At 39.2% G+C, this 22,297-nt stretch carries 17 protein-coding genes; 6 read left to right on the top strand and 11 right to left on the bottom strand.

Features of this window, described 5'->3' with window-relative positions:
* The first annotated feature begins 698 nt into the window (after nt 1-698).
* Together R7R78_RS16580 and R7R78_RS16575 are read left to right on the top strand one after the other, a co-directional pair.
* Nucleotides 699-1,784 carry a ParM/StbA family protein gene (locus R7R78_RS16580; RefSeq protein ID WP_025634167.1) on the top strand — a complete coding sequence of 362 codons (1,086 nt, stop codon included), beginning with the start codon at nt 699-701 and terminating at the stop codon, nt 1,782-1,784.
* Between the two features lie 9 nt (nt 1,785-1,793).
* Nucleotides 1,794-2,450, top strand: a complete 657-nt coding sequence (locus tag R7R78_RS16575; RefSeq protein ID WP_025634166.1) for a hypothetical protein — start codon at nt 1,794-1,796, stop codon at nt 2,448-2,450.
* A 70-nt stretch (nt 2,451-2,520) separates the two neighbouring features.
* On the opposite strand, the gene R7R78_RS16570 is transcribed toward R7R78_RS16575, so the two are convergent.
* Nucleotides 2,521-3,240 (bottom strand): hypothetical protein, encoded by a 720-nt coding sequence (locus tag R7R78_RS16570; protein WP_025634165.1) that lies wholly within the window; start codon nt 3,238-3,240, stop codon nt 2,521-2,523.
* A 172-nt stretch (nt 3,241-3,412) separates the two neighbouring features.
* Here R7R78_RS16570 and R7R78_RS16565 point away from each other — a divergent pair, with 172 nt between their 5' ends.
* The 3 genes from R7R78_RS16565 to R7R78_RS16555 are packed head-to-tail and all read left to right on the top strand — an operon-like array spanning nt 3,413 to nt 6,430.
* Nucleotides 3,413-5,656: a hypothetical protein gene (locus R7R78_RS16565; protein ID WP_025634164.1), complete on the top strand. Its 2,244-nt coding sequence runs from the start codon at nt 3,413-3,415 to the stop codon at nt 5,654-5,656.
* A gap of 20 nt (nt 5,657-5,676) precedes the next feature.
* Complete coding sequence (locus R7R78_RS16560) at nt 5,677-5,994, top strand: hypothetical protein (protein ID WP_025634163.1); 318 nt, start codon at nt 5,677-5,679, stop codon at nt 5,992-5,994.
* Nucleotides 5,987-6,430 carry a hypothetical protein gene (locus R7R78_RS16555; RefSeq protein WP_025634162.1) on the top strand — a complete coding sequence of 148 codons (444 nt, stop codon included), beginning with the start codon at nt 5,987-5,989 and terminating at the stop codon, nt 6,428-6,430. Before R7R78_RS16560 ends, R7R78_RS16555 begins: the two co-directional genes overlap by 8 nt.
* Nucleotides 6,431-6,496: 66 nt before the next feature.
* Here R7R78_RS16555 and R7R78_RS16550 read toward each other — a convergent pair whose 3' ends face one another.
* Genes R7R78_RS16550 through R7R78_RS16525 form a run of 6 tightly spaced genes read right to left on the bottom strand, consistent with a single transcriptional unit; the run spans nt 6,497 to nt 17,698 of the window.
* Nucleotides 6,497-7,273 carry a prepilin peptidase gene (locus tag R7R78_RS16550; RefSeq protein ID WP_025634161.1) on the bottom strand — a complete coding sequence of 259 codons (777 nt, stop codon included), beginning with the start codon at nt 7,271-7,273 and terminating at the stop codon, nt 6,497-6,499.
* 2 nt (nt 7,274-7,275) lie between these two features.
* Complete coding sequence (locus R7R78_RS16545; protein WP_077202327.1) at nt 7,276-13,440, bottom strand: hypothetical protein; 6,165 nt, start codon at nt 13,438-13,440, stop codon at nt 7,276-7,278.
* Nucleotides 13,441-13,448: 8 nt separating this feature from the next.
* Nucleotides 13,449-14,933: a hypothetical protein gene (locus tag R7R78_RS16540; RefSeq protein WP_025634158.1), complete on the bottom strand. Its 1,485-nt coding sequence runs from the start codon at nt 14,931-14,933 to the stop codon at nt 13,449-13,451.
* A 2-nt stretch (nt 14,934-14,935) separates the two neighbouring features.
* On the bottom strand, nt 14,936-16,057 hold the full coding sequence (locus R7R78_RS16535; protein ID WP_025634156.1) for a hypothetical protein: 1,122 nt from the start codon (nt 16,055-16,057) through the stop codon (nt 14,936-14,938).
* A complete protein-coding gene (locus R7R78_RS16530; RefSeq protein ID WP_025634155.1) occupies nt 16,047-17,072 on the bottom strand; it encodes a hypothetical protein in 1,026 nt (341 codons plus the stop codon). Before R7R78_RS16530 ends, R7R78_RS16535 begins: the two co-directional genes overlap by 11 nt.
* Complete coding sequence (locus R7R78_RS16525; RefSeq protein WP_025634154.1) at nt 17,069-17,698, bottom strand: hypothetical protein; 630 nt, start codon at nt 17,696-17,698, stop codon at nt 17,069-17,071. The genes R7R78_RS16530 and R7R78_RS16525 overlap by 4 nt, the downstream gene beginning before the upstream one ends.
* A gap of 72 nt (nt 17,699-17,770) precedes the next feature.
* On the opposite strand from R7R78_RS16525, the gene R7R78_RS16520 reads away from it, so the two are divergent.
* On the top strand, nt 17,771-18,277 hold the full coding sequence (locus tag R7R78_RS16520; RefSeq protein WP_025634152.1) for a hypothetical protein: 507 nt from the start codon (nt 17,771-17,773) through the stop codon (nt 18,275-18,277).
* Between the two features lie 90 nt (nt 18,278-18,367).
* Here the strand turns inward: R7R78_RS16520 and R7R78_RS16515 are convergent, their stop codons facing one another.
* From R7R78_RS16515 to R7R78_RS16500, 4 genes are read right to left on the bottom strand one after another with little or no spacing between them, the layout of a single operon-like run.
* Nucleotides 18,368-19,675, bottom strand: a complete 1,308-nt coding sequence (locus R7R78_RS16515) for a hypothetical protein (protein ID WP_025634150.1) — start codon at nt 19,673-19,675, stop codon at nt 18,368-18,370.
* A 2-nt stretch (nt 19,676-19,677) separates the two neighbouring features.
* Nucleotides 19,678-20,997 carry a toprim domain-containing protein gene (locus R7R78_RS16510; RefSeq protein WP_025634149.1) on the bottom strand — a complete coding sequence of 440 codons (1,320 nt, stop codon included), beginning with the start codon at nt 20,995-20,997 and terminating at the stop codon, nt 19,678-19,680.
* Between the two features lies 1 nt (nt 20,998).
* The gene (locus tag R7R78_RS16505) at nt 20,999-21,790 is read right to left on the bottom strand and encodes a hypothetical protein (RefSeq protein ID WP_025634147.1); all 792 of its coding nucleotides are present in this window, start codon (nt 21,788-21,790) and stop codon (nt 20,999-21,001) included.
* Entirely contained in the window at nt 21,783-22,235 is a 453-nt protein-coding gene (locus tag R7R78_RS16500; RefSeq protein WP_203347289.1) for a hypothetical protein, read from the bottom strand. The genes R7R78_RS16505 and R7R78_RS16500 overlap by 8 nt, the downstream gene beginning before the upstream one ends.
* Between the last annotated feature and the right edge of the window lie 62 nt (nt 22,236-22,297).

Genomic DNA, 22,297 nt, shown 5'->3' with positions numbered 1-22,297 from the left:
TCAAAGCTCTGCATGTTCATTAAGTATAAGAGGACATATTAAAATTGCTCTTACACTCTTAGTGTATATTATCTATGTTATGTTAAATTCGCGACGATTGGAATTTTGTACACGTAGTTGTTACCACCTACCAAATATCAATAAGTTAGATACCTCCTTTTGAAAGTTGACTATGTGAAATCTCTTTCCCCTGTGAATTTGAAATTTGTGAGTATTAAACATAATGGCCATTTACCATAAAATAGGTTATCAGAAGATCTATTTAACTAAAGTTAAATAGATCTTCTGATAAAAAATAACTTAGTTTTCGATTACTCTTACTAAGATTCGAAGCAATATTTACTCATTTTATTCTTTGGTAGTTTTACTCTATGTCGTTTTTCAATTAACGTTGATACCTTGCTATTCTGGCAATATTCCCATGTATTTTGTCTAATCACTACATCGACTAGGTCTAAATTTAAACCTAAGTATTTTTGTACATTTGAACTGTCAGAAAATTGTACATATACCATTCGATTCTTTTTCGATATATAGAGAGATGATACTTCTATTTGGTAATTTCTCTCCAAGTTCTCCTTTAACTTCTCTCGCCAGTCTTCAATCAACACCTGCCTCCTAAAGTGAAAATATTTGAGGTTGTCACAGACATGCTATATATTGCATTTATCACTAAAAAACAATAGAGATATTTTACTATGTTTAACGACTGTTCAACACTATTTATTGGGTATGATGACGGTAATGCCCAACATAAGATCTCAGCTGAATCTGTTAAAACCTCCTTTCCTACACACATCCAACGTTCGACTGAACGTTTTGCGGTACTAGATGAAACCTTTTCAGTATCAAGTAATGCTCCTGTTCAAACGAAATTTACTTCTGCTGTTACAGGTAACGCTTACACCATTGGTGAGGTAAAACAACCTATTCCCAGGAACGATGACTTCTCCAATAGTGAAGCAGCTCAGGTTTTACTGCAGCATGGCTTAAATCAATTTGGAGATGAGTTACTCAATAAAAAGTACGTTCTTTGTACTGGAATGCCATTAAGACAGTTCTTTAAAACAGATGGGTCCGTCAACGAAAACAATGTTAAGCAAAAGATGCTCTCTATGCAGAGATCTTTTGATCACTTAGGTACTGACCCGGAATCGAAGCTGCGGAAGTCAAATATTGAAGCTCTACTTGTTCAGCCCGAAGCACTAGCAGCCCTTCGTGTATTCCTATTTAAGAGAGATGATTCAGGGATGTTGGTACATAACCCTGAATACATAGGAAAAACGATCGCAATCGCTGATCCTGGTGGTAAAACAACTGATATAGCTGTGTTTGACGATGGAACTATTGATATGGATCGTTCTGTCACCCAGGACATCGGGTTCAATCAGATTGTCAAAAAAGCATCCAACTACCTTTACGATTTAGGTTTCACCACACCCACACATCAGCAGTGCCGTAAGTTAATTGATGAAGGTATTGTTACAGTTCGGGGGGTTGAAAAAGATCATTCAGAATGGGCAGAGAATGCACGGAAGGAGCTAGCTAGTAAGATTTTTGGCGCAATCACTGATACCTTATCTAAAGCTGTAGATATTGATTTAATCATATTCATTGGAGGTACTATTGCCGCATTGCGTGAAGAAATTACACCTTTAATTGAAGAGTATTACGGTAAAGATAACAACTCATTCCTCATACCAGATGAAGCAGACAAGCTAAACGCTTGGGGCCTTGAGTTGTTTGCAGAGCTTTGGTACCAAAACAACAAAAAGAATAAGTAGGCAAAGGTCATGGGGCGCTTTTCATTAAAAGTGGAAATAAGGATACCAAATGATTACTCAACAGAATGCCGAGAGTTAGCGAATTCAAAATCAATAACTCTCAAATCGTTAGTCGAAGAGTTAATTAGAATTGGGTATTTCATCGAAGAGGGTGAGTTCGATAAGCTTATGTATTATTTTGATAACATCCTCCCTCATGAGATCAGAGACTGGGATTGGTGCCGCAACTTAGGGTTACACATTGATAAAGTAAAGAGAAGAGCTAGCATACACATAACGGATTCTTCTGTGTATCACCAAGGTCTCGTTCATACTTATTTGTCTGCACATTCCGAAAACGATCCCAAGCAAGCTCTTAATGATGTCAACCAACATGCTATCAATATGATGAATTCTGCTATTCATTTCCTTCAAAACCAAAGTAATAAAGAAAGGTTTAAGTGTAATGAGTACAAGACACTCGAAAATGTTGAGCAACATTTGGCTAAAATAGCTTCAAGTATTGAAAAGCTTTCAAACCACCCTATTGGCTTTAGAGCTGTTGAGGGGCAAACTGAACAGCCAGATGCTTTTTCTACGAAAGATGATTATCTTGAAAGTAAAGATGGTGTCTCTGATAGCTTAGCTATTGATAATTTCAACATGGAGTCATTGCTGATAGCTTAAGAAAAATGGGGCTAATGGGGCTTAGCACTGTTTAGTTAAGCCCCACTTTTGAAAGGAGTTGGTAGCGATTTTATTCGTCAAAGAGAGCCTCAATTTGTTCATTGTCTAAGTCCCCTTTCCGACTTTTGAACCTATTAAAACCTTGTTTAACTGTTTCTTTAACTCTTGCTTTAACAGCGTTAAAAAAGTCCTTCCAGTCGATCTTGTAATCTGAGTCCAATGTGTATGCAATAATGCTAGGAATTGAAGATCGTGCAACGCTATCCAGAACAGCCATCTCTTGTGGTGTCGGTTCCGCCTCTTCTAAATGCAATTCAAAAACCTTGATCGTTATGTACCACTTCTCACTATCGTAGTGTACTAAGTCACTATCGAATTTCGAAAGGAGAAATTTAATCTCGTTAGAACTTAGTTTATAGGTAGGGAAACCAACGACAATGTTCATGAATTTTGCAGCCATACCATTGTCTATTATTTTTCTTCCTGGAATCTGGCTAGCACTACCCTTTCTGAGCTCGTTTTTGATGTGTGAAAAACTACAACGCTCTGTGAACTTAGCCCTAAGTTCGACTAGGGTGTGTTTTGCTGCTCTATCTGCAATCGTACTTGCTTCAGTTATACTGATTTTTTTGTTCCTATTTTGTTTTAGCAAAATTGCTGTTTTAAGTCTTCTGGCGTATAAGCCAGGGAAACCTTCTAAGTCACTGTAAGGGTAATCGTATGCTGATTCTAAACATTGTTCATACAGTTCCACCCAAGGGCTTTTTAACTCTTCTAGCTCTACAGTCATTGTGAACTCCACTTTCTATTGTTTATAGTCCATTTATAGCATATATCTAATTTTATTAACACAAAGCTGACTTAACATTTGCTATAATATATAATAGAATTCTTAGCAATATGGTTATTACCGCAATATAATAAATACAAAAGTAGTAAACCTTTGATTTAAGGTGATAAGAATGCCAAAAACCAAAAAGTTACTTATCTCTAGGCTGGCAGACATTGTTCAAAAGATTGAACTACTAGAGAATCCCAAACGCAACGCCCGAATTTTAGAGTTGGCACTAGGGCTAAATGGTGAGGGTCCACATACTCAAGCTCAGATTAAAGAATTTCTTGACGTGGAGTACCCAGAAGCAACTGTTAGTACCGAAAGAATCCGTGTCATCAAGAGTGTACTTGTAGATTCGTTTGGCAAGGAACTAGTTAAATCGTGGGATGAGTTTTTCGAAAATCTGTTTGATTACCTGTACTCTCAGGTCCCAATTGAAATTGGGCTACTTGCCCAACGTTTAGCCGATCCCAAATATCAGAGTTTTAACCCCAAGCTTGGACATCAAGAAGCATTTAGTGAAAAACCATTTAATGTTTTGGGGCTGATGAAAATCCTAGAGTTCAGACCAAAAGTCGACACGAGACAACTCAAAATTAAGAGGCTCTATTTTGAGTTCAATGACACACGTATAAAGGGTCGTGAGAGAAATACTAAAGAGTCTACGCTTTTCCTTATTCCAAACAACTTTAACGTTAAGTTAGAAAACCTTCTTAACCACGCAGAACGAGCTGTAAAGTTCAATGGGATGATACAAGAGCAAATCTTACTACCTCTCATGCCTAAAAAGCTGCCTGTACATAAAAGAGAGGAATTAGCTCACTCTTTGCTTATCTGTCATAAGGATTTCATGTGGCTAGATGAGCGATTAGGCTACTTGACCCTAACTAACTCTTTAGATAATAGGATTACAAGATTTGCAGCTAAGATTTTTAAAGTTGTTGATGAGATTTCAATTGCCCTATTTTCATGCCAAATATCAAGAGCAGTACGGGCCCAAGCTCGCGCATTAAGAAGTGACTCAGATTTAGAGTTTCTACAAGAGCGCTCAAATTTATTGAATAATGTCTCTTATGGTTCTGACATACCTTTCAAAGTGCAAGACGCTTTAATGTATTTCGTTAGAGCGGGATTATGCACGATTGATGAGAGCAATACTCTTCGTCCTACTGAGCTGTTACTGGATAACGTTGATGTTTCTCTTCGTCGTTCAGAAGAAATAATGATGGACGTACTAAAGAATGCACCAAACCAAACGTTAAGTAACTCTGAATTCCGCGAGAAAAGCATAAAAGAGATATCTGAGAGGACAGCAAAGCTGTATGACGAACGTTTTGAAGATTTTATTGCTAAGGACATTATTCTTAAGAAAGACCAGCTCGTGCTTTTTAATAGGGATAGCGTTGACTCTTTAAAGAGATGCACTAGAAGCGCTATTGAATCTCAAAGAAGCATTTATAAAGGCGCTCGACAACCTCTTTATCTAAGACTAATTGAACTTGCCAGTTTATATATTGAACGAGCCAAGAAAGCTAACGCTTCAATTGCATCTAATCGTACACAGTTGAGAAAAGCTAAGGCAGATAAGAAGGTGAAGCTTGAGAAAATCGAATCTCTTGAATCAACCTCTTCTGACTTACGTTTGTTAAAAGCAGAGTGCTCTGATTTCTCGTTAAGAGTTGATAAGTTACAAGAGGAACTGCAACGATTAAACAGAAAAGTTTCTCAGTATGAAAAGGCAGGTGAATCTAGGAGATCTTTGTTGAACTCAGAACTTGAAAGGATTCATATTGCTGAAAGACACATGTCATTCTGCGAGCGATTGCTAACTACAAGAGACTCAATTTATGAAAAATCAATTCAAATCGTTGTCGATGAGCTTTGTTCTACTCTGATGTCACTCAAAAGTAGTGAGGTTGATGAAGAAATACTCAAATCCAAGTCAGACGTTGCTATTAACGATGTTCTCGGCTCAATTCTAAACAGAGTTGAAGGCATCGATTCTGAGTTTTCTAATGATCTCGAGAAGCTTAAATTTACTGATATTCTAATCTACCGTGTGATATCAGATTCGATTTCCTTACTCGATAGACTCGACTCTGAGCTACCAGAACCAAATGATAAATTTTCAGATTTGATATTGAATTTGATTTTGGAGTTACCTGAGGATTCCGATGGTAATAGGAGCACTACGTATAGCGAGTTTAAATCAGCTTTAATCGAAAGAGCTATCGCTGACGAAAGAAACCATGCTGTTGGCCACTTCAACCAACATAATAGCTATAGCCCCCTCTTTGTTCGTGTGAGAAAAGCGGAATACTCGTACGTAGGTACTGAAGCTTCTAAGCATGCTGACTTTGAGTATATATAACTAAGAGATCAGGAGTACAAATGCTAAAGATTTTTAACAAATTTATGATGTTACTTGCCCTATTTGCTACCGTAAGTTTGGTGTCATCAGTTGTTGAAGGAAATGCAGTCTTAGTCTTTATGACGTCGGCATTTGTACTTGGTTTGCTATGCATCATTCATAAGTTCAAAGGTGGAGTACTATCTCCTACCCTCTTAAAGGCCGTTGAGGTTGCAGTGGTAATTGTATCTATTGGATGTTTGCTTACAGCTCCTCCCGGCGAGGGATTTTACGTTTTAGCTTGGTTATGGACGACCGTGTTTTTCACGCTGTATAAAAAGGCCGATACTCATGTCTAATTCATTAAGCAAAAAAGTTAACATACGTGGGCCAAATAACTACCAGTTTTTAAAGTGGATTCTGGATGCTAACGATAATTTTTTGGCACTTAACCACTGCAATGACCCGGATGGTTTTCGTACAACATCTAAAGCAATTCAATCTCAGCTTAATAAAATTGATGAAACGGATGTACAGAAGATTCGGTCTACTTTCATGCAATTATTGGTTTTCTTTCCAGAGTCTAGAGTAGATAAGTTCGTCGGTTTGTTTCATGCTGCGAAATCTCGTGATAAAACTTCAACAACCACAATGGCACTGTCTAAGCTTACCAAAAAAAGGTTTGATTCCTTATGTAAGAGAGTAGCTAAGTCTTCAACGAATGATGAGTTTTTAAATCTGCTACTCGATTTAGCGGAGACAGAATATGGGTTGGATGAAAGTAACATGAGGTAGTGGTTTGGTAGGGCCCATATTACTATTCATATTAGAAAATAAAGCAGCTACGATAGCTGCTTTAATTTAAAAATTAATAGTTAAAAAACTGGGATTGTTGACTATGAATGCTATGTAAGAGCTTATCACTATATATGGCCCCAGTGGATACTGCCCTCTCGTTCCTCTTATGTATGTTATGACGATGAACACAAACATAAAGAGTATTGTGAGCATTGTTATCTCTACGCCAGCCCAAGCCCCTATACCAGCCCCCAGCCTTAAATCACCATTTGCCATTCCAATATTTTTGTAAAGCACTTTATGCATAGTATTGAAAAGGTAAAGAAGCCCATACCCTAATAAAGCACCGCTAAGCGATTCTTCGGAAGATAGATAGCCATACTCTGTACAAGCCAGAACCAAACCAGACCATAAAATGAAATTTGTTAGTTTTTCTGGTAGAAATTGACTCGCTAGGTCAACCAAAAACGCCATTGCTGTTAGGCAAAAGAAAATGAGCATTAAAAGAAACTGCTCAAATGAAGTTGCTATTTGGTATAGAGTCACCGTTGAAGCGGCTACGGTAATTTCTAATACAAATACCTCTTTATAAGTTTGGTTGTTTCCCTTCAGGCCACCAGCAATGCAGGAGAAAGGTACCCAGTATCCAACACTTTTGCATAAGCTAGTGAAGTCAAACCGTCCTTCACGGTTACTTGGTTCTAAAGAGTATTCAGGATAATAGGTGATGAGATCATTTCTGATCTCATCTTCTTCAATTTGTGGCAGTAATCCAGCTATGACATAAGTGATCTTTGCAATGAGACTACCAGTAATTACCAGGAACAGATAAGAAATCATTGTTATCTTGTAATCTCCATAGTTTCTTGCTCTTTGGAGTTCATATCAGAACGCGAACCATCACCTCTTCGCAATGTTGCTCTCCATGGCTTATCTAAATCAATCTCCGTTTTTAAAGGAGTACTAATTTCAGTTAGATTCTCAAATGCTTTAGCTACGAAGTAGCTGTATGGCTCACGTTGATTCTTCTTCGCTGTTCGAGGCATTTCTTTTGCAGCTTGTATTTCACGTTCTGCTACCAAACCAGCTGCTGCAGATTTTAAACTTGAAATCTTTAAGGACTTTTGTGTCCCATCTAGTGGGTCTTCATACAGTAGATTTTGTCTACTACTAGGGTCATTCTCAATAATACCTTTCTCTTTAAGATCGTTAACTACCTTCCTTACTCCAGTTTCGTGCAGTCTGGTAGCAACTTTGTTGTAGTATTTAGATAGTTCACCTGTATTACCCACAGGGCTATTCCATATGCCGAAAAGAGCTTGCCTAAGCGTATCCTCAGGTATTTGACGTTTTTCAATAGCGTCCTTTAGACAAATTCGACTAAAGTATATAGGGTCATTAGCGCCCTTAATTGGGCTTGAAGGCGTGGTAAGATATTCATGTACCTTTGCGTGTAGCTTTTTATCAAGAGCAGAAAATTTCGTCACGTAGCCTTGCTCATTGCGTGTAGATTCGATCATCATCCCCACTCTAGCTTCAGTCGCCAACCAATTGCCTATTTCACTAGCTTTAGATGCATATTCTTGTTTAGCTAAGTTGTCTTCAGGTTTTTTTATTGATACCAATACTTCAAGTGCTTTTTGAGTTAGCTCTTTGGTATCTGATTCTGGAGATGTCTTTGATGCGTATAGGAAGGCTGCTTTCTTTTGTATAGCTGACTGTCCTTTGTCGCCTACAAGTTCATTAGCAAGTTTCACATAAGCTTTTACATCAGGATTATCATCGAAGTCGAAGTCATTAATATTGACCTTTGTTGTCTCCGAGAATGTTTTGGTTACAACCTGGATAGGCTCCTCTGATTGGTTAGTCACTTCTACTTTATGTGGTGTCTCAATTCTACTTTTAACGTCATGGACGTCTATGGCATTTTTGGCTGCACTCTCAGCTATGTTTGTAAGTAGTCCAGTAAGATGGGCCACACTCTCCTTATCTGAGGATTTGAGTGACTGAAGTACTTTTAAAAGTTCCTTTTCTATCTCACTTTGGTGTTGTCCATTTCTGGATTCATCCTTTATCTCGTTTGCAGGAGCTGTATTTTCTATGTCAGGGCTTGTTGTGTCTTTTGACGGTATCGCATCTGAGGATGTCTGTTCACTATTAGGGTTATAGGAAGAGGAAGTACCATCAAGGTCTGGTGCAACATCTAGGTTCGCATTAAAGTTTTGGTTCTCAGAAAGCGCAATTTCCTCAAACATTTCGACTTGCGCCTGGATTGAGTTTGCGGCTCGTTGTTCATTCCAAGCTTTCTGCTTAGATTTATCGAATATAGACGTTAATTGTTCTGTTGTTGGCACATTAACATCTGGAGCTTCTACGTCTACTAAAGGTAAATCGATTTCACTTCTAACATTCAAAGTAGAGGCTTCTACAGTGGTTGTTGATTTCCAATATTTCGAACTATCGGCCCAGGCACCTACCGTCGTAAAGCTTGAAATTCCAACAAAAGTATCTTTTGGTGTGAACTGGTCACTAAAGTTAATACTTGTAGCATTTAGTTCATCTAACACTAGCTGACTTAATGATTTTGCCCCAGTATTAGTTTTTATTACTTGTTCATCGCTGTTTGGTGGTCTTGTTGTAGAGTTGACAAGCACATCTGTCGTTCTATCAATCTTCTCCATAGATTGCTCAGCCAAGGAACGCTCGCCTACCCCTGTAGTTTTCTGATGCTTAAGATCCAGTCCATCGGACTTGGGGTCAACTTGACCCAATTCAATACTTACGTCATTGATTGTCGTATCTATACTGTGTCTTTCTGCTTGACTTACAGATGATGGCTGTTCGTTAGATACGGATTGGACTTCCACTTCTTGGTCAGCTAACTCAAACAAATCTATTGTGCCCTGGTTTTCAACATGTTCTGAGCCAGCAACACTAATGGTTTGCTCTTCCTCATCTATGCCGAAATCATCAAGACCCCATTCAACGTCTTCCATACCTGAAAAATCAGGCATATCGCTCTCTAATGGGTCGATTGTTGAGGGTTTAAACGATGGGGCGTCAAGTTCAGATAATTCATCCAACCAGTCATCTGCATTATCGAGTAATTCTGGGCTATCCGTTTCTGCCTCAACCTCAATGCTCTCTTCCAGGTTATGATTGCCGTGAGTGAGTTCATCGGACCAAGCGTCAGGGTTAGTCAGTTCTTGCTCGTGGTTTACAGGCTCGTTGTCTGTTTCTAGGTCAATAGCATCAACTATATTTTCTTTGAGCTGTTCTAACTGGGCTCCCTCTATTTCAGGTTCCAGTTCATTCATGTCAAGGTTAGCTAATGTGTCAATATCAAAGTTGAAATCATCGACAATGGGTTCTATTTCATGTGTGGTTTCAATAAGATCATGGTCCAAGCCTGTATATTGTTCTCTGAAATCAATATCGAAGCCACCATCGGCAGCAAGCTCTGCGAAGTTGGTACTATCTAAGGTTAATTCATTATCGTTATCTAAACCTTCTGTATGGGCGTTTTCGATGTTGTATAGCTCAATTAAGCTAAGAGTCTTTGTCGGCTCTCCAGTTGATGCATTAACCCAGCTACCCTCTTGGTTCAACATTATCGGGGTATCATTTGATATTGGGAGTTCGTACGTCCCCCAATCTGTTGAATCAATTTGTACTAAGCAGGTTTCTAGTTCTCGAGAAAGTTGACCAGGTTCCTCTTGCAGTGGTGCTTTTGGCTGCAATAGCGGTAAATCCACAGGGTCGATTGTTGTTGATATAGGCGTTTCACCATGCTTTGAAATATAGTAAACGGTTGTAGGTATGGTGAATTTAGTGCCATTCAATGCGTCAATTTTATTCTCTGCAAGAGCCAATGAATCGAACTCATAGTTACCGTTTACAGCTCCATTAGGTGCAAATGATTTAACTGTGTAAGGTTTTGACTGCCGCTCAGCGGGTTCGATATAGAAGTTTTGATCTGCACTAGAAAAAGCAGATGTATCGATATCAATAATGTTTGGTTGAGAGCTGATTCTGTCAAGCTCATAAGCAACTTCATTACTGTCAATTTCTAATTCAGTTACTGGTTCAAGTTCGTTTGTCGTCGTACAATTTATTTTGATTGTCTGATTTGAGTTTTCGAGCTTTGCTTGTATCGACCTTGGGTCCACTAATGTAGACATTACTTCCGATACGCTGAGGCCGAATTCTTCCTCAAATGTCCTTGAAGTAGTTCTGTCTGGCTTACCATCTGCATCAATATCTCGTAATACAAAGTTTTGATCAGTAAGCCACTGATAATTATTGTTACTAAAATATATTGATTCGACTACAGCGTTGATGTCTTGTGCAAGGTCTGCTCTGCTGTTGTATCTCGGTTGTTTCAGCCCTTTGCTACCTCCGATAACAAGCTCACCATCTTCAGAAACTCTTATTGGTCTAGCAAATGTTCCCGTTTCATTCTCAACAAGCAAAACGACATCATGGGCCAATTGAATATCCCTAATATCGTTGTATGTATCTGCGGAAGTAAAAGGTACTTTTGATTCCTCGTCAAAGCATCTGTATGTTGAACCAACATATTCGAGAGCTTTGGTGTAAGCACTATCAAGGTTTTTTTCAGCTTGAGAAAACTTCTCATAAGCTATCTGAACTGCGTGTCCCTTTTCAATTTCTAGGTTTATTAAAATTTCTTTAGCGGTGTCTGCTTTCTCAATAGTTTGCCAATCTCCGTCGATGTGACGTTGTAGCGAATATGACACTATTCGTTCTATATTATGTTCATTAGGAGCTACGTTAGCTTCTTGAACAGGTAGCTCAGAGACTCGGTGATCTATTCGCTCTTGTTCTACGGATACTGCTTTTGGAGTTTCGAATTGCATTCCAACGGGAAAGCTAGTGGTTAGTAGGGTCCCATCGATGCCATATGCATCAAAGATATCAGTGAATTTATCTCTTTCTGCATCCAGAAATTTCCTGGGAGCGACATACTCTTTTGATGGTGTAGTATTGTTGCTTATTACCAGCTCTAACTGGTCTCCCATAACTTCTATAGCTTTATCATATTCAAAAATATCGAATAAATTATTGTAGTCTGTAGCCTTAATTGCAGTGGCTTCTGGAAGTACATCTAACTTTTCCCAATCAACGCTAAAGCTTTTTACCCCAAATTCGTCGTAAGCTTGAAGAGCGACCTTCGCGCCTGTATTCAAATTAAGAGCTCTAATCGAGTGTTCACTCGTAGGGGCTTTTAAAAAACAGTCATTATCTGAGGCGTTTAATAGGGGGTTGTTAGGGTAGTCCTGGCTGTACCGCTTTATTGCGTGAGAGATATTATTAGCAAACATCGCACAAACAACAGCAACATCTAAACCACGTTCCTTAGCGGCGATAAACAAAGACCCTCCATTAGCAAAGCCTTCACTCGTTATGATCGTTGTCTTAGGTGTAATATTGCCGAGTTGAACAAAATTGTTTTTCATGTCGTCATTCATGACTTCAAACATTTTGTTAGTGGGATTTTCTTTGTTCCAGGGAGAGCCATTATGGGCTAAGAACTGTAACCCTCTAGTCTCCTCCACATTAGGGCCCATTTGAATGCTAACCGCTGGTTGGTCGTATAAAGATGTTAGTCTCATCAGACCATGGAGTTCTGGATAGTTTAGTAAGGCCTCCAAATGTTTTTTTTGGATATAAGTGCCTTTTACGGAATCTTTAGTGAGTTCTGGTTTTTCGAAATTGGCATCAATTAAGGTTTTAACCTCGATCTCACGTTTAGCGTTAGCTTCAGCTATCTCTTGCATCTTCTGTTGATGCTTAAGCTCTGCTTCTTTTGCGGAGGCAGCTATTTTATCCGCTAGTTCTTTTTGACGAGTTTCGTGAGCAAGACGAGCTTGCTCAGCTGTTAGGTTTGCCTCGTTACCCAAAGGGGCACAAGGTAGACGTTCGCACCAGCCTTTGAAGTCAGGTTTAAAACTGATAAATGTAGAGTCTCGACCTATAAGCGAAATACCGACGGCAAGTGAGACCGTTGGCGTTATGTCACTCGGATTTTTGTCGTTGTAAAAAACCCTAATCCCAGCTGCAACCGACCATTCTGACTTTTTACCGCCTTTGTGGTGGAATTCCTTAGCGATACCTCCGACTTTTGCACCATTTTCACCAATAGTTGGAGAGTCAGCGTATGAGTTTAGGTCAATGTCAAAATCAACGCGCTTACCACTAGAGCTTGTGTACTTTTGACTATCTGCGTAACTTTGTATCTCACTTAAGTGCTCTTGAAACATATTTTTACCAAGAAGCTGCAGTGATTTAGTGTCTGCTTGATACGTTTCGCTCAACATTAGCTCATAAAGTTCAGCTTTGTGTTGATACATTTGAGCAGGATTAGCTAGTTCATTTTCATGAACCCCGTTATTTAGAGACTTTATGTTTTCTCTAACTAGCTTCTCTAATCTAAAAAGTGAAGAATGATCTATGTACCCAAGTTTAACTGCTTGGCTAGAGAACTCACTTAAAAGTGAATCTTGAGCTTTGTGAGTTTTATCTAAGATTGATGCTGAGTTGTGTTCTGGACTAAACCTACGTTGCCATGCTTCATATGCTTTGTTTTTAGCGGCCACATACTCAGGATTTTTATATACATCGTCTCCGGTAGCCCTGAGCTCACTTGCAATTTTTCCGAGCTTTTTACGCTCTTCAAAGAATTCAGAAATACCATTTTTTGAATAGACTTCAAATCCAGATGTTAGATGGATGGCCAATGCAGCGGCTTTAGCCCAATGAACTTCTGCAAATTCCCTCGAATAAGTTTCATTGAGACTTTTTGACTTTCCATTCACGTAATCGGAAAGCTTTAAACTAGCACCCATTGAGTTCTTGGAGCGTCCGAATGGATGTCCATAATCTCTCAAAATAGTTTTGTTACGGTCTTTTTTAGTGGCATAGACCGTGCCTCGGAGACTTGCTTCTAGTCTTTCTACAATGTTACTAGGTGTATTGTGATTCATAGTTCCCCCTACTCGCTAGTTTCATGTTCAATTTGGATAGGTCTAACGAGTTGCCCAAGTGCATGAGGTTCGCTTTGTCTATAAATAGATTGTTTATACGTGAATTTTTTTAGTGCGCCTGACTCTGTGGCCGAATAAACCCATCCGAACACCATAAAGCCATTTTGTGCTGCAATCAGTGCAGTATTGGCAATGAATTCGCTAGAGATTTCTCCAATTATTAGGAACTGCATACCTGAAGAAGCGTACTGTGAGAGTAAACTATTGATATCACCTGAGAGGTTTGTGTGAACAAGATCTGTTAAGTAGATAGGAAATGAATCTTCATACGCTAGAAATGTATCTCCATTTTCTTCATTCAAATGCTCTCGTACGCTATTGATCATTCCACCAAGTGGATCTTGTTTAATACTCCCGAAGCTTAACTGAACAATTCCCTCTTGAATTTCAGGAGTGCTTGTCTGATTTGTCTCTATCTCAAACTCAGATGTGTACATCATGTCCAAAATTAGGGTATAGCCGCCAGGGATAGGGATTGAGTTTATTTTAATGCCGCATTCAAAGCTTTCATCAGTATGTTCTGATGTAAGCATTTCTATAACCGTGAAACCTGAATACGGGGTTTCATTTAAAGCTTTGGTAGGTATGCCGGATTCTTGCAAAAATAGCTTTAACCCCTGATACATACCTAGAGAAGTCCAATCAAAAGATTCAGTAACCATTTGATTTAGACAGACGACTCTATTGATAGAGCTATCTATAATATTGAAGTGGATCTTGTGTATCAGGTGCTTTTCCGCAAAAGAAAGAAATTCAATACACCCTTCGGCCTGATGTGGTAATTGGTCTTCATATAGCTTTTCATTAACTTTCGAGAATACACTGGAGTCTATCCTAGAAAGGTTACGAACAATCTCACTTTCAGGTGCTATGGCTATATAGTAGTTATTTGCCATGACTTGTTCTTGTATGGCGATCCCTGTACCGGGAGCCGATGATTCGGTGGCTGTTGTAGGTAATAAGCCAGCGCAATCAAGCCAAAAAACGATTTCGTTAGAGTGGTTTTTGCTACTAATATCGAGCTGTAGTTGATAGTAATCATTTTCGCTAGGCAAAAATATTATGGGTTTATTGTTTAGGTTCAGAACAATTGATTTACCATCAGTGCAATAGTCATAGAGGTCCTTATACTTGTAGGCTTCTTTGTTTATTTCTAGTTGATACAAGCCATTGAAGTAAGGTACTCCTGATTTCAAGATAGATAACTTTTCTTTACTCATATTTAGGTGAGGAAACTGAATGCATAGTTCTTCAAGCGTCATATTGTTAAGCAAACCTAAGTCAACGCTATCTTCAATGTATTGATCTAGTAAACCAATGTGCTTTGCGATTCCGAAGTGCGAAAGCTTGCTGGTCTCTTGATGGAATCCTAGAAGAAATTTAAAGTTTGTTGGTACGTTTTCACTTTCCATTAACTCAATAAAATTGCTCATCGTTAACCTCTTCCTAACCCAAGCATGTTGATGGTTGTGTTAATTGTATTTGTAATGTTTTCAACAGTTTTGTGCATGTTTTCCGCAGCTTTCTGGACAATCTTGCTAGTCTGCATACCTACTTCCTGAACGTTTTCTCCAGAAAGTAATTTAGTTGCAGTTTCAAGTGATTTTTTACATTGGGATAGCTTGTCTTGGCCTACGGCTTTGCCTAGTTGGTCAATCGCATTAGGACCAAGGTTGTCCAATCCCTTTTGAACTTTTGAAACACTTTTATTTAGGTCACTAGCTATCTTCTCGAAGTTTTTCTCAGCTTTTTTAAGTGTTGAAGCTGGTGCTCCTTCTGCAATCAGTCCTTTTAGGTCCAGGTAGGACTGTTGAAGATCTCTTGACCTATCAATGACACTGTTGATTTGTTTCAACCCTGGCTGTTCTCCTTTTAATTTGTTGTAGGAGTTTGTTAAGAAAGAAGGCCCACCTTGAGCTTTGGAGCCGTTATGGTTGAGGTTAAATAGGCCATAAGAGTTCCTATTTGTATTTATGTTTTGGTTGTACTGGTCGACCTTCTTGTTTTCTTTATTTTGTACACTATCCTGCTCCCTTCCGTTTTCCTTACTTGGTGGGGTAGTTTTTTTTCTATTATTTGGTTTCTCTTCATCCTGTTTAGGAACGTTTTCATTCTCAACATTACGTTCAATAGTTGCTGGTTGGTCTGGGGATGCAGTTTTTTGTTCTGGGGGTTCTTCTTTTGTTTTTATATGCTTTTCCTCAGCAGGTTCAGTATGCTTCAATACATGCTCTTCAGTTGAAGGTGATCCTTTTCCTACGGAGTGCTCAATAGCTGAATTTTTTAAGCTCGCAGCTACATTTGTAATACCACCAGCATCGATACCAGTACTTTCAATGTTAACGGTAGGTGAAAATGAATACCGTTTTATTGGTGTGTCAGGTGTTATTTCTGATATTGGAGTGAAGTTGATAGTTTCTGGTAAATTGGGAGCTACAGAAGAGGTGCTTAAGCTCTGTCCTTGGCTTGCGAATTCAAAGTCAGGTGTTTCAAGCCTAATAGACTCTAGCGGGATGCTGTTAATAAGGTCTGTTATTGAGTGTTTGTTATAGTCCATTTTCTGCTAACTCCGCTAAAATTTGAGTCTTAAGAGCAAGGTTGGCTTCTCTTGTAAGTAGTGATTCGTAGTAGGCCAAAAGGTATCTTGCTAATCGTGCTGATTGAATTGCATCCATCCGAGCAACACTTTCGCTGGTCGGCCTAGGAGACAGCCCATTAACTGTCTCTACAGGCATTCCTAAGGATTTCATATCGCTAAGCTCTTCCGTTCTGCCTTGCCATATATCTGACTGAATAGAGTTCATATCGCTCAATTGGGAGCGTTTTATATAACTCGATTTCATAGTGGCAATCGCTAAGTCACTTCGAAGGTATCTATTCAGTTTTCTAGTTAATCTGAGTTCATCGTCAGAACCTTTCATGTCTTTTGGGTGAGGGATCGTAGATTGATTTTGAGTTGTTAATAGACCAACTAACTGATCCATAGCTAAACGGTCTTCGTGCGATAACTCACTCAATACTGCTTGCCCAAAGGTGTCATTTAGAAGGATTGTGTATTCTTCGTGAAGGTTAGGTGCGCCAATAGGAGCTCTATGAGATATGCTGGACTTAAGGTTATCAAAGGTTTCTTCGGCTAGTTTTCCAGGAAGTACCTTCTCCCCCTCAATTACTAGTGAACTAGTTAGGCCATCATCATCAAAGAATAGACAGCCTTGTTCATCAAAATTAGCTACATACGCCCTCTCAACAAATTCACAAAGGCCTGGTGTAACTTCCATCTTTGATTGCATTAGCAAATTGTGCGTTTCAGAGTGACTACCTGATACAGTAGCTGTATGGAAAGCTTTGAGGTTGTCGTCGTTTTGGAATGATTTAATCGCGTTATTGATCTCGTTTGCCATTTCTTGAGACTTAGTCAGCGCTCTTTCAGCTGCTGTCATACCATCAGTGGCTGTTTGACTAGCTTTTTGACCTGTTTTGGCTGGATCTACAATCGTCCAAGCTAAGAATGCATGGCTTGTGTACGGAATGAATGCAACTATAGCCACCCCAATTGTAAAGAATTTCTTCATCTTTCCACCCCAATAGAAATGTCTAATGCTGGGTTAACCACTATTTCGTTATCTGGAATTAGATTGTGCTTGTAGGTTGTCTGGTTGATTATCTGGTTTTCAACACGATTACTTAGCATTGATTGCGTGTTAGGTACGGCCAAACCTGACGAAGGTTCGAAGAGATAGTCTGTTCTATCTAATAACAACGGAATCTGATGGGCATTCGGTGAATTGCTGCTACGATGGTGTTCAACAGATCGCTTAATAACACTATGTAGTTCATTCAGCTGTGCAACCCTTAGCCATGTCTTAAAGTTTTCACTAGGTTCGCTTTTATCAAGACGAATACCGTGCATCTCTATTATGGATAGAAGGGACTGTTGCTTTGGCTTGCTCCAATCAATTTCATGGGGGAGTTCGAGCGATGTTATATCCCCATCTTCATCAATAGAAACAATAGGCAGCTGGCAGTCAAACGTAGATGTTCCGTTAAGAGCATTAGCAGCCATGTAAGACGAAAGCATCAACTCATTCGTGTTCCAGTTAACTGCAAATTGAAGGTGTTGCTTTTCATTGATAGTTAGACCTAATGACCTACTAATTGAATCAAAAACATGGTCTTGTAGGCTATCTTCTAACCTCATGTTTGCCTCGTTGCGCGGGGGGTAATAGTTGTATAATATAAGACATTCATCAATTAAAAACAATGGTGTCAAATGGGTGACTATGAGGGAAATGCAGCCTGGATTGCTGCAGTTAGTGGGCGAGCAGACATAGAGCTATACTCTATCTTCAGCCTAGAAATTAAAGAAGTGTCGGAAGGTAGAATAGGACTTTCAAGGAGTATGTCTTCTATGATTGCTTATTCTATTGATTCAAAACACAACCACTATTTAGGTTGGCCACTAGGTGAAGTTTGGGATGCTGTAAAGAAAATTGAGTTTACCGGGTTCAAAGTAGAACCAACACCACTCTCTTTATCAAGTAGTCACGAATTGCAATTGCATTATGAAGTCGAAACGGAGGTGATTGTTTCTGAACGATCTCGCAGAGGGGTTCATAACATGACAAAGAGTGAGAATCGTCAACTTCATATGTGCCTACCTGTTACAGCAAGCGTTGGTAACAAGTTAGAATCTGCCTCTCTAATTACTCTAGTGCCATATGACGGTAATCATGAGTCTGACGATGCGGATGCAATAGTAGTAACTCCCATAGATTAGACTTTTATTATATTGAATAAAAATTTGGCCCAAGATGGGCCAAATAAAGTTTCAGGGTTTGGGATGATCTCTAAAGTTATTATCTAGTTACTAACTTTCCTTTCGTTTTAGTAGATCGAAAATTGTTCTATCACTTCTCATAACTCCGCGAATATAACCCCTTTCACTTGCTGGAGTGTCTTCGTCTCCCCAAACTAGGTAGGGAGTTCCACCTGCGAACATTAAATCGCCCAAAATCTTGAATTCCCTCATTTTAGTTTCACAACTCTTCGAAATGTTACTTGGAAAGTTTCTTAAGCTCTTAGTAGAAAAGAGTTCATTGTATGCGGCTTTATTATCATCAGAGCAGTATCCATTAAGCACTAACTCACCAAAGCTATTAAGGGGCTCTTGGTGAGTACGATATATATACTGATCGACTGTAAAGTTATTCTCGAATGGGTAATCAATAATCCGTTTTCTAGGATAAGGCATGTAACGTACCTTTACACCCTCAGCATTTAAAGAAGGAATTAGAGTATGTAGCTGTTTACATACTGGACAACTAAAATCGGTAGCAACTGTCAAAGTTCCCTTATAAGGGACATCTGCATCATTTTCATAAACAATAAAGCTATCATCATCTATTGCTGGAAGAAGCATCGGAGCGTATGTAGGTCCTAACTTTTGACGCATATGAGGCTCGATGTTCTTTAATTCATCCATGATTGTGTTAGATGTTTTTTCGGAGCTTACGCTTGGAATAGATGACTGAGTTACGGGTTGTTGTTTGCTAGAATCAGAACTTTCTTGATGCTCAAGCTGTTCTTGTTTCGCTTCCATGGCCAACTTTCTTTTGATTAACGCCTGAACTCCTGGAGATTTACGTAAAATCTCGTTTATCTTTTCTTCATGAGAGCTGTTTAAGTTGGTGTTATGTTCAGAAGGTTCAGCTGGAATTGGTTGAGGCTTGGGCTTGGTGTCGCTCAATTTGACTGAAGCTTTATGACTGCTATCTGTGAAAGCAACTATTGCCTTCTCTTTGGTGATTATTGACTGTATCTCATCCTTATGTGCGCCGAATATACGACCAAGGATGTTATCGCCATTGGACAGATCAATCATTTTCCCCTTAATTGCAAAGTTAACATCGCTATCAACAATGAATGTCCCTTTGTTTGTGAAGGCGGCATAAAGGTTAGTGTCTTCCATGATTTTAATTATTTTGTATGTGGTTACACTCATTTTTTCTTCAACGAGTTGTTCAATTGGCAAAGTACTCGAGCCACTTACATAAACCTCACTTGTTGGATTACTCTTTATAGGTGCTTTATCAGTTTTATACTCAGCAAAAGCGTAGAAACTGGCTAAGGCCATTAATGATAGTGCTAAACCTTTCTTTTTATGGAATTTGATCATGATTACCTACTCATCGTTAAATTATCAAACAAGGTGTTGGCCATGTTGTTAGTGATAGTTAGTTCCGTCCCATCTACTTTATGGTTTACTCGTTGGGTGATTGGATTTTGACGCATCTCTATATGTTCTAAGAGAGAAGGGAAAAGACGCTTAGTGATAGAAAACTGAAACTTTAGAGCTTCTTTGTTCAGTTGTGAGTTAATGTAAAAAGCTGAGCTAAGGGAACTACAAAGAGTTGGGCTGGTAGAAGGCTTATATAGGCCAAGTTCATTTAAGCTTTGTAAGATCTGGATATCTGGGGAGCTGCGTTTTAAACCAGGCTGAACTAGTTCTTCAGTTGACAAAATAGGTCCACCAGCATCAGCTAGATACGTCTTTTTATCGCTCAAGCCCAAAGCACTTTTTGTAAATTCAGTTACCATTTCTACTTCTGAATGTTTGCTGTACACGGAACGATGATCAACGACATAAATAGCTGAGTGGGCTTGGTTTCTTTCTGTTAATGCCGCAAATCTTTCCATGTCTATAGCTACACAAAGCTCGCTTAGGGTATCTTCTACGGAGTTCTCTGCACTTGGATACCAATAATTCTCGGTCACACGCCCGTATGAAAGCTTTCCAGATTGATATAAGTCTTGAAGATTATTTGCGATATCACAGACAGGCGTATCGTAGTGTATTGCTACGTTCTGGTAGATGTTTAAGGTTGATGGCGGTTTCGTTGGAACTTCAACTAATTCAGACTCGGCTGACTTTAGGGAAGTGTTGTAAGTTAGGGCTTTAACGGAACTTTCATCATCTAAGAATGTAGCTACATTAAGAGTAGGTGTATCCATTAAATGGCTTGCAACCATTAACTTATGAATACTCGTTGGTCCAATACCCTGATTAATACCATAATTGGCTACTTTAAGATTTAATAGTCGTTCTGTATGTGCTTGTGCTACAACGTCTAGGTTTATTGGCCTAACCTTACTCAGTGCTGTTTTTATGCCTAAAGGTGATAACTCACTCAGATCGGCTTTCACAAGTGAACGACCATATTGATTTGCTATGGTTTGCAATTGGTAGGCGATGTACTCTCCTTGTTCGTCAGCATCTGTCATAGCGATAACATTGTCTGAGCGTTGAATTTGAGTAGACAGATACTGGTATACGTCAGAGTTCCTTGGGGACCACTTTAGAGAAGGGTCTCCGACCTTAAAATCGAAAACTCTCCCCATAGTAAATCCGCAAGTAAACTCTTCTTGAATACCTAGTGCACCTAGAGCCAAGTTAACTTGCTTCGATTTAAGGCTGCTTTCAACAAGTATTAAATTCACATTACCACCCTTTTTTCACATCCCATTTTGGTTTGGTAGATTGGTTGGTATCTCTTGATGAACTAGGAAGGTTTTGTTCAGATTGAGGGTAAACGGCTTGTCTGCTTGTACCGTTTCTACAAGGTATTAAGTTACCTTCAGAGTCAAAGAAACTGTCTAACTCTGAGCATATTGGCAAAGTTGGGTCTTTCTCAGGGTCATAAGGTTCTGGGTCTGGTTCAGTTACCTCTCCTTCATCATCCTTACAGTATGTAATTCCATTTTGTGTATAACATTCTCTGTCTCCATGATCAGGGTCTTCTATGTCTATAATGTCACCGCCACCATTCCCATCAGACGCACATTCGTACGAAACCAGTTTTCCCTTGTCGTCATAGACAGGGCAAAATTTACTTTGCATCTCAATTTGATCATCGAAGATGCCTTCCATCAAATTATCTAGGTCGAGGTCTACACTATCTGGAATCGCATCAAGTACAGGGCCAAGTGCGTCGTCAATGCCTTGCTGCCCAATATCCTGAATGGTATCGCATAGAGCTCCTTGTAAACCATCGAGGCTAAACGAAGGTAGACCTGGCAAACTAAAAGAGAAATCACACCCTTGAGTCGGGTCTATATAAGCAAATGGGTTTCCCATCTTAGGATTGCTTGTATCTACGTCACATATACCAGCTGAAGGTGCTGGCAATGAGACTTTTTGTCGACATACCCTTGCTGCTTCACTCTTAAAGGGAGTGACAGTTGCAATGACTGAAGCTAGAAGTGCAAAACGAATAATTTTATTATTATCCATCCTTAGTATTCTCCTGAATTAATCTTTTGTGAGTTGCCAGTGCCAATCGAGTTGCATCCTCACTCATATATTGCTTGTCGAATTCGATTAGAAAGTTGAAGAGGTTTAATCTTGTGTGAAGAATTTTGGCAAACTTATACCGGTTTCGGTTTTCTATACTTTGACTCGCTAGAGTTTGGTTCGCGTGGATAGAGACAATGTAATTCCATTTGTGATCGTTTTGACTAAAAGCCCCCAGCCAACCAAAAGCAGCTAAAGACGTTTTTAGCGGTAAGCACCCCAAAATTACGAGTAACCGATCGGCTTGCTCTTGCACATCCTGATTCAATGGGAAATTTGCTAATTGAGGTAGGTTTTCAGCAATGCGATTAAGTTCTCTTAATGATGGAGACTGATCCTCAACAACCCAGCTTTCTCTGGCCTCAAAGGATGAAATGCTGCTCATTACTTTTGGCTCAACCTCTTGCCAGTATTCATCTATCCATTTTTTATCGAACGTTAGTCTAA

The organism is Vibrio sp. 2134-1 (genome assembly GCF_033339495.1).
This window is presented reverse-complemented; position numbering and strand designations above follow the sequence as displayed.

Excerpts from the sequence above, each read along its gene's own strand:
- R7R78_RS16570 (WP_025634165.1), bottom strand. The coding sequence starts at position 3,240 with ATGACTGTAGAGCTAGAAGAGTTAAAAAGCCCTTGGGTGGAACTGTAT.
- R7R78_RS16515 (WP_025634150.1), bottom strand. The coding sequence starts at position 19,675 with ATGATCAAATTCCATAAAAAGAAAGGTTTAGCACTATCATTAATGGCC.
- R7R78_RS16550 (WP_025634161.1), bottom strand. The coding sequence starts at position 7,273 with ATGATTTCTTATCTGTTCCTGGTAATTACTGGTAGTCTCATTGCAAAG.
- R7R78_RS16540 (WP_025634158.1), bottom strand. The coding sequence starts at position 14,933 with ATGAGCAATTTTATTGAGTTAATGGAAAGTGAAAACGTACCAACAAAC.
- R7R78_RS16500 (WP_203347289.1), bottom strand. The coding sequence starts at position 22,235 with ATGAGCAGCATTTCATCCTTTGAGGCCAGAGAAAGCTGGGTTGTTGAG.
- R7R78_RS16575 (WP_025634166.1), top strand. The coding sequence starts at position 1,794 with ATGGGGCGCTTTTCATTAAAAGTGGAAATAAGGATACCAAATGATTAC.
- R7R78_RS16525 (WP_025634154.1), bottom strand. The coding sequence starts at position 17,698 with ATGAGGTTAGAAGATAGCCTACAAGACCATGTTTTTGATTCAATTAGT.
- R7R78_RS16520 (WP_025634152.1), top strand. The coding sequence starts at position 17,771 with ATGGGTGACTATGAGGGAAATGCAGCCTGGATTGCTGCAGTTAGTGGG.
- R7R78_RS16545 (WP_077202327.1), bottom strand. The coding sequence starts at position 13,440 with ATGAATCACAATACACCTAGTAACATTGTAGAAAGACTAGAAGCAAGT.
- R7R78_RS16505 (WP_025634147.1), bottom strand. The coding sequence starts at position 21,790 with ATGGATAATAATAAAATTATTCGTTTTGCACTTCTAGCTTCAGTCATT.
- R7R78_RS16565 (WP_025634164.1), top strand. The coding sequence starts at position 3,413 with ATGCCAAAAACCAAAAAGTTACTTATCTCTAGGCTGGCAGACATTGTT.
- R7R78_RS16560 (WP_025634163.1), top strand. The coding sequence starts at position 5,677 with ATGCTAAAGATTTTTAACAAATTTATGATGTTACTTGCCCTATTTGCT.
- R7R78_RS16555 (WP_025634162.1), top strand. The coding sequence starts at position 5,987 with ATGTCTAATTCATTAAGCAAAAAAGTTAACATACGTGGGCCAAATAAC.
- R7R78_RS16530 (WP_025634155.1), bottom strand. The coding sequence starts at position 17,072 with ATGAAGAAATTCTTTACAATTGGGGTGGCTATAGTTGCATTCATTCCG.
- R7R78_RS16580 (WP_025634167.1), top strand. The coding sequence starts at position 699 with ATGTTTAACGACTGTTCAACACTATTTATTGGGTATGATGACGGTAAT.
- R7R78_RS16535 (WP_025634156.1), bottom strand. The coding sequence starts at position 16,057 with ATGGACTATAACAAACACTCAATAACAGACCTTATTAACAGCATCCCG.